This window comes from Evansella halocellulosilytica, from assembly GCF_002335745.1.
Classification (GTDB): domain Bacteria; phylum Bacillota; class Bacilli; order Bacillales; family Salisediminibacteriaceae; genus Bacillus_CA; species Bacillus_CA halocellulosilytica.
On record NZ_NIST01000001.1, the window covers coordinates 4,896,446 to 4,910,217 of the forward strand.

The 13,772-nt window shown below is 36.7% G+C and carries 13 protein-coding genes; 1 reads left to right on the forward strand and 12 read right to left on the reverse strand.

Annotated elements, in window-relative coordinates; all coding sequences use genetic code 11:
* On the forward strand, positions 1-855 hold the full coding sequence (locus tag CD001_RS23085) for a 3-hydroxyacyl-CoA dehydrogenase family protein (RefSeq protein WP_096189950.1): 855 nt from the start codon (positions 1-3) through the stop codon (positions 853-855).
* 248 nt (positions 856-1,103) lie between these two features.
* Here the strand turns inward: CD001_RS23085 and CD001_RS23090 are convergent, their stop codons facing one another.
* The 12 genes from CD001_RS23090 to CD001_RS23145 all read right to left on the reverse strand — a co-directional run bounded on the left by CD001_RS23090 (position 1,104) and on the right by CD001_RS23145 (position 13,741).
* Complete coding sequence (locus tag CD001_RS23090; protein ID WP_218839266.1) at positions 1,104-2,057, reverse strand: sugar phosphate isomerase/epimerase family protein; 954 nt, start codon at positions 2,055-2,057, stop codon at positions 1,104-1,106.
* 124 nt (positions 2,058-2,181) lie between these two features.
* The gene (locus tag CD001_RS23095) at positions 2,182-3,240 is read right to left on the reverse strand and encodes an autoinducer 2 ABC transporter substrate-binding protein (protein ID WP_096189951.1); all 1,059 of its coding nucleotides are present in this window, start codon (positions 3,238-3,240) and stop codon (positions 2,182-2,184) included.
* Positions 3,241-3,301: 61 nt separating this feature from the next.
* Complete coding sequence (locus CD001_RS23100; protein ID WP_096189952.1) at positions 3,302-4,267, reverse strand: ABC transporter permease; 966 nt, start codon at positions 4,265-4,267, stop codon at positions 3,302-3,304.
* A gap of 22 nt (positions 4,268-4,289) precedes the next feature.
* Positions 4,290-5,270 carry an ABC transporter permease gene (locus CD001_RS23105; protein ID WP_096189953.1) on the reverse strand — a complete coding sequence of 327 codons (981 nt, stop codon included), beginning with the start codon at positions 5,268-5,270 and terminating at the stop codon, positions 4,290-4,292.
* 14 nt (positions 5,271-5,284) lie between these two features.
* The gene (locus CD001_RS23110; protein WP_257009916.1) at positions 5,285-6,826 is read right to left on the reverse strand and encodes a sugar ABC transporter ATP-binding protein; all 1,542 of its coding nucleotides are present in this window, start codon (positions 6,824-6,826) and stop codon (positions 5,285-5,287) included.
* A gap of 33 nt (positions 6,827-6,859) precedes the next feature.
* Positions 6,860-7,810 (reverse strand): ribokinase, encoded by a 951-nt coding sequence (rbsK, locus tag CD001_RS23115; protein WP_179298870.1) that lies wholly within the window; start codon positions 7,808-7,810, stop codon positions 6,860-6,862.
* A gap of 16 nt (positions 7,811-7,826) precedes the next feature.
* The gene (rpe, locus tag CD001_RS23120; protein ID WP_096189955.1) at positions 7,827-8,516 is read right to left on the reverse strand and encodes a ribulose-phosphate 3-epimerase; all 690 of its coding nucleotides are present in this window, start codon (positions 8,514-8,516) and stop codon (positions 7,827-7,829) included.
* Between the two features lie 335 nt (positions 8,517-8,851).
* On the reverse strand, positions 8,852-9,640 hold the full coding sequence (locus tag CD001_RS23125) for a DeoR/GlpR family DNA-binding transcription regulator (protein WP_257009917.1): 789 nt from the start codon (positions 9,638-9,640) through the stop codon (positions 8,852-8,854).
* Positions 9,641-10,031: 391 nt separating this feature from the next.
* A complete protein-coding gene (locus tag CD001_RS23130) occupies positions 10,032-10,796 on the reverse strand; it encodes a DeoR/GlpR family DNA-binding transcription regulator (protein ID WP_096189957.1) in 765 nt (254 codons plus the stop codon).
* Between the two features lie 44 nt (positions 10,797-10,840).
* Positions 10,841-11,560, reverse strand: a complete 720-nt coding sequence (locus CD001_RS23135; protein ID WP_096189958.1) for a LutC/YkgG family protein — start codon at positions 11,558-11,560, stop codon at positions 10,841-10,843.
* Positions 11,557-12,993, reverse strand: coding sequence for a LutB/LldF family L-lactate oxidation iron-sulfur protein (locus tag CD001_RS23140; protein WP_096189959.1), 1,437 nt, complete (start codon positions 12,991-12,993; stop codon positions 11,557-11,559). The genes CD001_RS23135 and CD001_RS23140 overlap by 4 nt, the downstream gene beginning before the upstream one ends.
* Positions 12,994-13,009: 16 nt before the next feature.
* Positions 13,010-13,741 carry a (Fe-S)-binding protein gene (locus CD001_RS23145; RefSeq protein WP_096189960.1) on the reverse strand — a complete coding sequence of 244 codons (732 nt, stop codon included), beginning with the start codon at positions 13,739-13,741 and terminating at the stop codon, positions 13,010-13,012.
* Positions 13,742-13,772 lie beyond the last annotated feature (31 nt).

Consider the following 13,772-nt stretch of genomic DNA (forward strand, 5'->3'; position numbering starts at 1 on the left):
ATGGTTCAATCAGCAGCTGTAATCGGTTCAGGTGCAATGGGCTCTCAAATTGCCATGGTTTGTGCCTTAGCTGGAGTCAAAGTAGTTTTAAACGATATTGAACAAGAAAGTCTTGATACAGCGAAACGAAACTTACAATCTCTAATGAAAAGACGAATCAAAAAAGGAAAGCTTTCAGAACAAGACGTCAAGCAAGCTTTTCAAAACATAACATTTACAATAAATTTCGATGATGCCGTGCATGAAGCAGACATCGTGATTGAAGCCATTATCGAAAATCTTGAAGCAAAAATCAGCCTGTTTAAACGTTTAGAAGAAAAAGTAAGCAGTGAGACGATTTTAGCAACTAACAGCTCCACCATCGTTAGTTCAAAGTTAGCTAATTTTATGGAGAAGTCTGAACGAGTATGTAATATGCACTTTTTCAACCCTGCACTTGTCATGGATTTAGTCGAAGTTGTGAAAGGGGAGCATACTTCTACAGCTACAGCTAATCATGTAGTAGATTTCTCAAAGAGGATTGGAAAAACCCCCATCCTTATAAAAAAAGAAGTTCAAGGCTTCGTCGTAAATAGAATCTTAAATGCGATCAACGATGAAGCATTATGGTTATATGAAAATGGGATTGCAGATTTTAAGGATATTGATTTAGGCTGCAAAAAAGGGCTTAACCACCCAATTGGGCCTTTTGAGCTCCTTGACCTTACTGGTATAGATGTTAATTATCATATTAAGGAGATTATGTATAAAGAAACAAATGATGAAAAAGATAAACCATCACGCACACTTGAGCAAAAATATAAAGAAAATAAACTCGGCAGAAAAACGGGTGAAGGTTTTTACACTTACGAATAAGTCTAAAACCTTCTCATTACTCTCCGCTTTCTGCCTATACATAATGCCCGCATATTTGTGTGGGCATTATTCAGTTGTAGAAGATACAACACTCAATTGCGGGTCAATTTACGGAAAACTTGGCTGATCACTAAAGAGATTCTCAGCAAGTACATTGTGTTTAATTAAAATCTTTTAAATTTTTGTGCAAACCTTTCAAAACACCACAATCAAATCATATAGTCATTCATTTAAAACTTCCTCATCACTTACATAACATCCGCTAATAGTTCATTTTCCCGTTCTCTAAAGTATTTTGCTGTTTTCGTGACCATCTGATCCAGTTTCCTTTTATCTGGGATTGCATTCATTGCAGGGTAGGGATCTCCACCCGGACCGAGCGGTTCTGGTGTCACAAACTTCCCTTCTTGATTAAAACCAATTAAATATAGTGCCATAATAATTGTATCTAAATCCATACTCCCTTCTCCAAGAGCCCCTCTATTGCTATCAGCCATATGTAGATTAACAAGTTGATCACCTGCTTCAAGAATCGCCTCGCCTATATGCGCTTCTTCAGATTGCATATGATAAACATCTCCATTTATATGGTTTATACTACTATGGTTAATAGCTCGAATATATTTCTTTGCATCTAATATTGTATGGATCAAACTCACTTCAGCTGAACGCACAGGTTCAATTGCAGCTTTTATTTTTCTTTCCATAAACAAATCCCCTAAGCTTCTAAGTGTCATCACACTTCTCTCAAATTCCGTATCGTCATAAGCGTCCGGTCTTCCAACTGCTGCTGGAACAACTAATAGATAATAGCCCCCTACTCTACTTGTAAAATCAATTTCACGTTTTATATAGTTGATTGCAGCCTGTCTTTTACTAGGCATATTACTAGAAAGATCGTTTTCTTTTGAATACATCCCACATGTCCCGGAAACTTTCATTTGATGTTTTTCTAAAACTTCTAAAGTGCTTTCAACATCATAGCCTAGATCTTCACCGTAATGATTTCCATGAAGTTCTATATAATTGATACCAGCACCCTTTAACCTAATTACAGAGGCTTCTAACGGCTCCAACCCAAATCCCCAATTACTCCAAGATAAATTCAAACGATTTTGAAAAAGTTCTGGCTTCTCTTTTTTTAATTGTAAAAAAGCATGTTTTATTTTTTCAGACTTCAATTGATAATTTTGAGCTTTCACCAATCTCTCACCCTTTCCATAAAATATATTATTCTCGTGTTTCATCGCTAATACAGTAGCCCCTCACATTGTAGTTGAAATGTTAGGGGCTACTTTACTTTCTGTCATTTCTATTTAAATTGATTTAAAAATCAAAACCTGCGTAATTATCAACTGTGTAATCTACTGGTGGTCCCATAATAACAATTTTATCTTGTACTTCTATTGGCCCTATTTCATCAGCAATAACATCACCATCTTGTGGATTGTTACCATTTACTAATTCTTTTGATAAATAAACTGTTAAATAGCCAAGGTGTTCTGGATTCCAAAGTGAAGCTACATCTAGAGAGCCATCTTCTAAAAATGGTCCTGAGTCCGTCGGTAATGCAGACCCTACAACTGAAACTTCATCATTTAAATCACGCTCTTGCACAGCCTGTGCTGCACCTAATGGAGCTGGTGTTGATACTGCTAAAACACCTTCTAAATCCGGATTAGCCCTGAGTAAATCTAAAGTTATTTGATAGGCTTCTTGTTGTCTTTCATCTGTCGGGATACGATCTTGTATGACATTAATATTTGGATATTTTTCCTCAATCGTGGCTTCTGCAGCATCAATCCAAGAATTTAAGTTTGCAGCCGACAGACCACCGGTTAAAATGGCAATATCACCTTCATCCGTTCCCATACTTTCGACTAAAGCGTCCATCATGTGCTCACCAAATTGCTGATCATCAATTTGTCTTATTGAAAGGTCAACAACACTTTGGTCTGCTGGTGTGTCCCAATCTACTACAATTATCCCTTCTTCTTTCGCACGTTCCAAAACTGGTGTAAGACTTTCAGGGTCATTTGGGGCAACCGCAATCACATCAACCCCTCTACTAATTAGATCCTCAATAACACTTACTTGCTGAGCAGCATCTGCTTCTGTCGGCCCTGTATATATGACATTTACTCCCAACTCTTCTCCAGCTTCAATAGCTCCTGTTTCAGAGGCATTAAAGTATGGAATCCCAACTAATTTAGGAACAACAGCTATCGTCATTGCATCTTCATCTACAATTACTTCCTCTCCTGCATCACCAGAGTCTCCCCCCTCAGCAGCATCGTTAGAATCTGCTCCAGTATCCTCATCCCCACACGCTGTTAAAAACAATAGAAGTAGTGCTACTGCTAGTACAGAAAAAAACTTTTTCATAGAATCGTTCCCCCTATTAAATAGAATTTATATGTTACATACATTCAGTATGATAACAACATTACGCGGCTGCGCTTGCAGAGCTTTTCTTTTGTTGCAATTTATCCGAATAATAATTCATGATTAAAACTAATATTAGTATCGCCCCCATTAAAACGTTTACAAATGTTCTTGGTGTCCCTAATAAATTTAATCCACTTGAAATTAACTGAAAGATTCCAACAGCATAGACGGTTCCTAACACTTTTCCGTAACCACCTTGGATTTGAGTTCCACCTAACACAGCTGCAGCAACACTTTGTAATAAGTAAGCTGAACCAGTGTCTACTCTACCGGCATTATATCTGGATGTCATAATAACAGCTGCGATACATGCTAAGAGTGCTCCGTAAAAGTAAACAAACATCAGTACTCTTTTCGTATGAATACCAGAGAATAATGTAGCCACTGGATTACTCCCTACCATGTATACACTTCTTCCCCATTTTGTTCTATTTAATAGAGTGGCTGTTAATATCGCTACTAGAATAAAGATAATCATTGAAATAGGAATTGGACCAATCGCTTCATTCCCAATAACTCGATATGATTCAGGAAAACCTGAAATCGAACTTCCACGTGTAATCCCTAATCCTATTCCTTCAAACAAAATCATTGACCCTAATGTAACTAATATCGGAGACACGCCTATAATGGCAACAAAAAAACCATTCAGTAATCCACATAGAAGAGCGACAACTAACCCGAGTAAAATCGCAATTGGAATAGGGTATCCTACACTTAGTGCTAAGGCAATAATTACACCAGATAAAGACGCTTTATAAGTTAATGAAAGATCAATTCCAGAAGTTAAAATGACAACCATCATCGCTAATGCAAGTATTCCGAATTCAGGTAATTGAAACATCATATTTCGAAGGTTACTTGCTCCTAAGAAATTAGGTACAAATAAAGCCATACATACAAACATTGTTAAAAATACTAAGCCTAATATTGATTCTTTAGATAGTCTTCTTCCTATCACCATTCATCATCAGCCCCCTTCCTTTCTATTTGACTTCTATTTGAGTTAATGTTGAATCCAATCTTCGTTTTTGAATATGATCGTATGAAACAGCGATCAGGATTATGGCCCCAGTTACAACATTTTGCCAATATGAAGCTACACTTGCTAAAATTAATCCATTTTGCATAACTCCGAGTAATAACGTTCCTAATAACGTCCCAATGATGGACCCATTTCCTCCTAAAATACTTGCTCCACCAATAACGACTGCAGCTATTACAGTAAGTTCAAATCCTATTAATCCATTCGGATCAACTGCTCTTATATAGGCAGTTTGAGCAATTGCAGCCATGCCTGCTAAAAAACCCATATAACCATAAATGAAATATTGTACTTTTTTTACGTTAATCCCTACCCTTACTGCTGATACTTTGTTACCTCCAAAAGCATAAATGGACCTGCCAATAACTGTATACTTCAAAATAACCCACGTTAAAATTGCAAAGAAAATAAGCATATAAATTAATATCGAAACTCCAAAAATTGTAAACCTCGAAAAATTAGTAAAAACGTCTGGAAAATTTGCACCACTCATATAATTTCCGTTTGTAATGAATAAAACCATTCCGCTAATGATACTCATCGTTCCGAGTGTCACGACAATCGGAGGAATATTATACTTTGCAACAAAAAATCCATTCAGACTGCCTAAAGCAACTCCAATGACAGCTGCTACAATAAAGACGATTAACAACGATATAGGATGATTAGGCAGATGAGTCATTAAGTAGCCGATTGATACAGCCACTGCAGAAGTAACAGCTGCAACCGACACATCAATACCACCGGTAATAATAATTAAAGTAACCCCAAGTGCTAAGATTCCAAGAACGGTATTAGCTTTAATAACATCCATAATATTGTCCACTGTTAAAAAAACTGGATTAATGATTGTAATGGTTATACAGACGATAAGTATAATGGCTGCTATCCCTGTTTCTTTTGACTTTAATAAGTTTTTCATAAGAGAACCTCTCCTTAATGTTTCTGCAGACTCTCGTTTTCTGTTTCCTTCACTTCTTCCCCATTCTTCCCTTTAAATGCAACACCCATGATCATTTCTTGAGTTGCTGTTTCTGCATCAAATTCTCCGTGGATCCTTCCATGTCTCATTACTAGTATTCGATCACTGACATTTAAAACCTCAGGAAGTTCAGAAGAGACCATGATAATCCCCATTCCCTCTTTCGCTAAGGTGCGAAGTAATTTATGAATTTCTGATTTTGCTCCAACATCAATTCCATTTGTAGGTTCATCTATAATTAATATTTTCGGGTTAATTGCCATCCATTTAGCTAATACTACTTTTTGCTGGTTCCCTCCTGATAGCTGCTCAGCTAACATTGTCGATATCCGTGGCCTGACATCATAAGTTTCCATATACTCATCGGTCAAAGCCTTTTCTTTCTTTTTGTCAATGAGTTTTAATCTATTCTTTAAATGTTTTAAATTTGTTATCGTAACGTTATCAATAATCGATTGAGAGAGGACAACTCCTTCTTTTTGTCGGTTCTCTGGCACATAAGCTAATCCTAATTTGAGCGCTTTTTCTGATGTCTTCGGCCAATACTTTTTACTCTCTAACAAGATTTCTCCTTTATCGGGTATGTTTAATCCGAAGAGTGATTGAACTAACTCGGTTCTTCCGGAACCTACCAGCCCGGTTATCCCGATAACTTCTCCTTTATGTAATGTAAAGGAAACATCTTTAAAATTACCTTCTTTGGATAAGTTCTCCACTGCTAAAATAGGTTCTCCAATAGGATTCCTTTCATATTTTTCTATTCTTATTTCTCTACCTACCATCAAGGAAATAAGCTTATCTTCTGTCATCTCTTCACTTTTATATGTTCCGATATAATTTCCATCCCGTAGAACAGTAAATCTGTCAGACACTCGAAAAAGTTCATTCAATTTATGACTAACAAAAATAATGGAAATACCTTGGCTTTTTAATTTATCTATGATTCTATAAAGAATATCGATCTCAGATGATGACAATGAAGAGGTAGGTTCATCCATGACAATTAACTTGGAGTCAAAAGCAATCGCTCTTGCAATTGCTACCATTTGTTGTTTCGCGATACTTAATCTTTCAACAGGTGTGTTCAAATCAATGTCGATCCCTACTTCTTTTAATGCATTGGATGCCGTTTTCTTTATATGATTCCAGTTAATACGATGAAGAATAGATTTGCCTTGATCTTTACCAATGCTAATATTTTCGGCAACTGTTAAATTTGGAAATAAACTCAAATCCTGATAAATAATTGATATTCCCTTTGAAGTAGCATCGATAGGTTTTTCAATATTAGCTGCCTTTCCTTCCAATTTAAATTCAGCTCCATCGTCCGGTTGATGGACTCCAGCTAATATTTTTATTAACGTCGATTTCCCTGCGCCATTTTCACCAATGAGTGCATGAACCTCTCCAGGTTTTATTAATAATTCAACGTCGTTTAGGGCTTTTACACCAGGAAAAGTTTTACTTATGTTTCTCATTTCTAATAAGTAGTCCACAAGCTTACCTCCTTTTTAGAACAATGTCTTCCTCTATTGGTAATTCAATAAATAATGATGAATATCATGTTCTTTTGCATATTCCAATACGTCATCCAGTGTTGGTAAGCCCGATTGAGCTCCGATTTGTGTCACAGCTAAACCGCTTACAATTACTGCAAATTCAGCTGCTTGAAATAAGTCAACCCCATCTGCAAGAGCACAAGCGACAGCTGCTGAAAATGAATCACCAGCTCCAACAGTATCAACTGGATCAACTTTAATTGCTGGGATCACTTCCTCTCTTCCTTCTTTATAAACGAAACAGCCTTTATCCCCCATCTTCAATATAATATTTTTTACACCTAAGTCATCTAAATGACGAGCTGCTCTTCTAGCTGATTCGGTATTATGAACGTCAACACCCGTTAGAAACTTTGTTTCTTGCTTATTCGGAATAATAACATCACAGTAGTTTAGCGCTCTAAAAGTAATCCCATCAGCTGGCGCTGGATCTAAAACGGTTAGTTTATTCATGCTTTTCGCTTTGATCATTGCCTGAATCACAACATCTTCAGGTACTTCCATTTGTAATAACAATATCTCACTTTCTTTCATCGCCTGTTCTACTTGTCTTAAATCTTCTGGTTTCATCGTGTCATTTGCACCTTTGATGACTAGCATTGTATTCTCTGCTGTTTCATCTATCATGATCATCGCTACACCCGTTGATGCTTCTTTCGTCATTTTTATATATTTTGTATCTAGACCACTTTTTTGAATATCACTTAAAATTTGACTACCGAACATATCATCTCCAACAACCCCTACCAGAAATGTTTCTTTCCCTAACCGATGGCAGGCAGTTGCTTGATTCGCTCCTTTTCCCCCTGGAAATGTATTAACGGTTTTCCCAAACTTCGTTTCTCCTCTAATTGGATATTTTCCTGTTGTAGCTACTACGTCAGCATTAATACTACCGACAACAGTAATTTTTTTTGACACTCCTGCACTCCCCCATCTAATTTGTATAGAGTTCTTTATCAACTGGACTTTTACAATAACTCCGAATCTTCTCAACGCCTTCTTGATACGTTATTTTTTGATTAAATAAACTGGAAGTTCCACAAACCAAAAGATCAGCACCAAGCTCGGTTACTTTTGGGATATTTTCAAAGCTTATATTTCCATCTACCTGAATCTCAAAATTATAATTATGCTGAGTTTTATAGTTTTTTAGCAATTCTATCTTCTTAAACATACTTGGAATGAACGTTTGACCAGAAAATCCAGGGTTCACAGTCATGACACACACATAATCAACCATATCTGCTATATAATCAATCGATTGGATTGAAGTGGAAGGGTTTAACGCTACACCTGCTTTTATCCCTAGCTGTTTAATCTTTTCTAAAGTCCTGTGTATATGTGTAGTTGCCTCAAGATGAACCGACATCATGTCAGCCCCAACATGATGAAAAATATCTATATACCTTTCTGGATCATTCACCATCAGATGAAGATCAAATGGCTTATTTGTAACTCCTCTTACTGACCGTATTAAATCAGGTCCAAGGGTAAAGTTAGGGACAAATTGTCCATCCATAATGTCTAAATGATAATAATCTACCTTTGCATCTTCTAAGCTTTTCATCTCGTCTCTTAAATGATCTAGTTTTGCACACATGAGAGAAGGACCTACTTTTGCCATAAACAATTCACCTCAATTTTCCAGTGAGATTTCAGTAACCGCTTTCAAAATAAAATCAATAAAAGGATCATTAGATAACTTTTTATTCAAATTTTTCTGTATATTTAACCATTATTATAACAGACGAAATTGGGTTTTCAACACAAAAGATAAAAAAAACAAATATTTTTATGACTTTTTTGTGGTATTTTGTTTTCAAACCAAAAAAAATCATAAATATTCACAAATAACCCCCTTGGATGAACGTTCATCCAAGGGGGTTATTTGTATTCAGCACACTGCTATTGATCATTTGTTTTCTGTCTGGATAACAAACTCATACAACTTTTTATTGTTTACTCTTCGACTTTTGCAATTTCGGTCACTATACCGACTTCATTTAATTTTCTGATTTTACTGATCTCCATATTGTTATCGGTATATAAACAATCGATAGAATCAAAGTCACAAACTTGTACTAGAGATTTCACTTCAAATTTACTACTATCAGCAAGTAAATAATTCTTCTCTGATATTGACATCATTTTACTTTTAGTTTGGGCTTGTTGTTCATGTTGGTCACTTACTCCCCTTTTAATATCGAATCCGGAACATGAAAAAAAGAATTTGTCTATATGATACTTCTCTATCGTATTCTCAGTTGTAAATCCAACTAAAGATAATGAATCCTGTCTTAAATGCCCTCCAACTACAATAACGGATACTGCTGGGGCATTTGCCAGCTCCAAAGCGACCACAATACTATTTGTAATGACAGTTAAATTCTGATCTTTGATTTCTTTGGCTAATAAGGCACATGTCGTACTAGCATCAATACCAATGATGTCACCATCATCGATACACTTACTAGCTTCTTTTGCTAATGCGATCTTTTCTTTGTAATGTTTTTCTTTTCGTTTTAATAAAGGAACTTCAATTCCATCCTGCCTTTTTCCTATGGCTCCACCATGAACCCGATGTACAAACCCTTCATTTTCTAATTTTTCTAAATCCCTTCTAATCGTCTCTTCTGATACTTCAAAAGAATTACTTAATGCGGAGACCCTGACAGTTCCTTCTTCTTTTACCTTTTCAATAATATATCTTTGTCTTTGGTTTAATAATCCTCTAATTTTATCCTGCATATCCATCTCCTCACCTCACAAAAACCAAAATAAAAACCCAATGAAATTTAAACAAAAACAACAATTATGCCAAATTTATTTTTATTTCAGAAAAAAACGTGGAAAAGCCTAAAACATCTCAATATCAGTATACATAGCATAATGACGATAAATCAATAAACTATCTTAAAGTATTAAATAAAGTTAATCTCTCCATTCTCACATTAACACATTCTCCTCCTTGAAATTGAAAAACACAATTAGATGAAAATGAAAAGGCGCCCCAAACTCTAAAGAATAAGGGACGTCTGTACATAAATAAATATATTGAGTTTATAAGGTCACAAAAAGAAATAAAGTGTTTACAAATCGAGAATTTGCCACTAGGACAACAAATTCATAAAACAAAGCCTTAAAATTTTGCCGTAATGACATGAACCCCATTTTCTTTGAGGCTTTGGACGATAGTCTCCTCTGTGTTCTTATCCGTAATAACAGAATCAATTTTATTGATGTCACTGACTTTCGTTAAAGCCCGTTTCCCAAACTTACTGTAATCAGCCATATAATAGACCTTCTCAGATAACTCAATGACCTTTTGCTTTAGTCGAGCCTGTAAGTCATTTGAATCACTTAACCCTCGTTTAAGATCTATCCCTTTACTTGAAATAAATGCTTTATCAATAAAGTAATAATCTAGAGCTTTTTCCGCTAATGTGCCTACAAAAGAAAGAGAGATAGTCGTTAATGACCCTCCCATGCAGATCACATTAATATTTTCCTTTTCACTTAACTCTAGAGCAACTTTCATCGAATTTGTTAACACCGTTAGCTTTATATTCGGTAAACTTGCAGCCACATACCATGCGGTTGTGCTAGCATCAAGAAAAATCCGATCCTCTTCCGATATTAAATGTATTGCTTCCATTGCAATACTCTTTTTCTCCTCTACATTTAGTATTTCACGTTTAAAGTAAGGGATTTCCGACTCATTCGTCTCCACTGAAACAGCTCCACCGTGACTCCTTGTTAATCTTCCTTCCTCTTCTAACTTCCCTAAATCTCGCCTAATCGTTTCTTCTGTGACTCCAAATGCTCGACTTAATTCAGAGACACGGATACTCCCTCGGTCATTTACGAGTGCAACAATTTTTTTATACCTCTCTTCAGCAAGCATCATGTACCCTTCTTTCTATTGCGGTCAATTATAGTGTTATAAGATTATTTATCCATGACTATTATATAGGTTACTTTAATTGGACCATGAACTCCAACAACTAAATTCATTTCAATATCAGCACTATTGCTTGGACCTGAAATGAAATTAACACATGAAGGAACATCCCCTTTATCCTGTTCCAACTGATGGATCTTTGTTGCTGCCTGTGTCATCCTTGGAACAATCGTACTTTTCGGAATGATAGCTACATAATACTTTGGAAGTAAGCTCACGGATCTCCCTTTTCCATTACCACTTAATAAAACGACCGTCGCTGACTCAGCCAGTGTCATATCTGAAAATGTGATTCCCACATCGGCTCTTTCTGCTATTTTAATATTTTCTTCGCCTTCTCCTGAATTCCAAATATGAACATCTATTCCACTAGCTGTTGCCTCCTCATAATAATGATCCACCTCATATTCCCGAAAACGCGGATCATCCCAGCTTACTATAGATTTCACTTCATATTTATTCATCACCATACTCAATGTTTTATTCAACTCTGTAACCGTTGTCGTCTCAACATCAGTGTGAATTCTAGTACACTGTTGAACGAATACATTCACTAATTCTTCTTGTGTTAACCCTTCGAAAACTTTATACTGCGGGTTATGTTTCCAAGATGGACGGTCAATGGGGGATGTCCTTCTTTCTCTTCCTAAACTAGAAGCAACTTTTGACAAAAACGTCTCCTTATTAAACACTTCTCCTACGTTCAAAATGTTCCTCCCCCTTCCTTTTTATGCCGATTCTTCATCCAATCTCTGAACGACTCTTTACTAGGCTCAGGAAAATCACGAATATCAGTCCATGGTTTCATCGGACCGGGGCCTTTTTCAATTTTTCCATCCTTCCCTAATGGGCCAAACATCGTCGGCGCCACTTTGGAGCCAAGATTATATATGGATGGAGAACTGGCTGCTAAAGAAAAGCCTTTCATTGCAAGCTTTTCACCAAAGCCCCCGCGCTTTTCCCTTTCAATAATATTTCGACGGTGCTTAATAAGAAGTTCATGTAATGGGATTTTTACTGGGCATGCATCTGTACAGGCAGCGCATAAGCTTGACGCATACGGCAGTTCTTTATAATCATCATAGCCGCCTAGTAACGGAGATAATACAGCCCCGATTGGTCCAGGATAAATAGATCCATAGGAATGTCCACCGATATGACGATATATTGGACAGACATTAATACAAGCTGCACATCGAATACATTGAAGCGCTGATTGAAATTCTGTGCCTAGAATGTTGGATCGACCATTATCCACAATAATTAAGTGAAACTCTTCAGGACCGTCTACATCTTCATCTCCTCTTACGCCAGTTAAACCAGTAATATAACTTGTTAGCTTTTGTCCAACGGCACTACGGCAAAGCATACTGACTAAAATATCTAATTCTTCCCAAGTTGGAACAATTCGCTCCATTCCCATAACAGTTATTTGTGTTTTAGGTAATGTAGTAGCTAAACGGGCATTTCCTTCGTTTGTCACTAATGAAATCGCCCCTGACTCTGCTACTGCAAAATTACAGCCAGTAATTCCAATATCTGCGGTTAAAAACTCCTTTCGCAGCTGTTCTCGAGCGAAGAGAGCTAGTTCTTCCGGTTTGGATGTCTTTCGATAGCCCTTCTTTTCCTGAAACGTATTCCGAATTTGATCTTTATTTTTGTGCAAAGCAGGAGCCACAATATGGGAAGGGGGATCATGGTCGTCTACTTGTAGGATATACTCTCCAAGATCTGATTCAATCACTTCTGCTCCGATAGCTTCAAGGGCATCATTCATACTAATTTCTTCTGTAACCATCGATTTTGATTTAATGATTTTCTTTGCTTGCTTCTTTTTTACAATTGTTGTGATATATTCATTCGCTTCTTCTGCTGTCTCAGCAAAGAATACATTCCCACCTTGATTAGTGACCTTTTCTGCTAATTGCTCTAAATAGTAGTCAAGATTTTCTAACGTATGCTGTCTAATTTCTTCAGATAGATTCCGCCATTCTTCCCAATCACCAAGCTCTTCTTCCGCAACCTTTTTAGCATTCTTTAGTCTTTCTTGCGCTGAAACAACTGCATTTCTCATAAAAGAATTTTGGAGCCCTGTCTCAACTCGGCCGTGAAATTCATCTTGCCCTATTTTCATTGGCATTTCCGGTCAGCCCCCTTCATTTTTCCTGTCCGCTATTCAGAACTTCAGCAATATGCATAACTTTAATTGGCTTTCCTTGTCGATTGATTCTGCCACCAATGTTCATTAAACATCCACAATCTGCCCCAATTAATACTTCCGCTTCGGTCTGTTCAATGTGGTTAATCTTTTCATTTACCATTTGCTCAGAGATCGGAACCATTTTTACAGAAAAGGTCCCACCGAATCCACAGCAAGTCTCTTTATTTGGAAGGTCGGTAAACTCTAAGCCTTTGACATTTTCTAAAAGCTTTAACGGAGCATCCTTTACACCTAGTAATCTAGTCATATGGCATGATGTATGATAAGTAGCAGTAGTAGATAGAGAGGCTCCGACATCCTCCTGTTTAAGAATATCAACGATAAATTGGGTTAATTCAAATGTTTTCCTAGAGAGTTCTTCCGCTTGATATTGCCATTTTTTTTCGTCATCTCCGTCAAACAAATGAACATACTCTTGTACCATCGCTACGCAAGAACCTGAAGGAGAGACGACATAATCAGACGAACGAAATGTTTCAATCAGATGCTTCGCAACTTTTTTCGTTTCTTTATGATACCCACTATTATATGCCGGTTGTCCACAGCAAGTTTGTTCATTTGGAAAATCAACTTCACATCCTAACCTTTCAAGGAGCTCAACGGTATCTTTGCCAACTTTCGGATAGAACATATCGCTTAAGCATGTAATAAATAATGATACTTTCATATCTGTCTCCTTCTCCTTATTTAAAGGAAAT

Excerpts from the sequence above, each read along its gene's own strand:
- CD001_RS23105 (WP_096189953.1), bottom strand. The coding sequence starts at position 5,270 with ATGAAAAACTTATTAAAGTCAAAAGAAACAGGGATAGCAGCCATTATA.
- CD001_RS23085 (WP_096189950.1), top strand. The coding sequence starts at position 1 with ATGGTTCAATCAGCAGCTGTAATCGGTTCAGGTGCAATGGGCTCTCAA.
- CD001_RS23125 (WP_257009917.1), bottom strand. The coding sequence starts at position 9,640 with ATGCAGGATAAAATTAGAGGATTATTAAACCAAAGACAAAGATATATT.
- CD001_RS23140 (WP_096189959.1), bottom strand. The coding sequence starts at position 12,993 with ATGCCAATGAAAATAGGGCAAGATGAATTTCACGGCCGAGTTGAGACA.
- CD001_RS23100 (WP_096189952.1), bottom strand. The coding sequence starts at position 4,267 with ATGGTGATAGGAAGAAGACTATCTAAAGAATCAATATTAGGCTTAGTA.
- CD001_RS23130 (WP_096189957.1), bottom strand. The coding sequence starts at position 10,796 with ATGCTTGCTGAAGAGAGGTATAAAAAAATTGTTGCACTCGTAAATGAC.
- CD001_RS23145 (WP_096189960.1), bottom strand. The coding sequence starts at position 13,741 with ATGAAAGTATCATTATTTATTACATGCTTAAGCGATATGTTCTATCCG.
- rpe (WP_096189955.1), bottom strand. The coding sequence starts at position 8,516 with ATGGCAAAAGTAGGTCCTTCTCTCATGTGTGCAAAACTAGATCATTTA.
- CD001_RS23095 (WP_096189951.1), bottom strand. The coding sequence starts at position 3,240 with ATGAAAAAGTTTTTTTCTGTACTAGCAGTAGCACTACTTCTATTGTTT.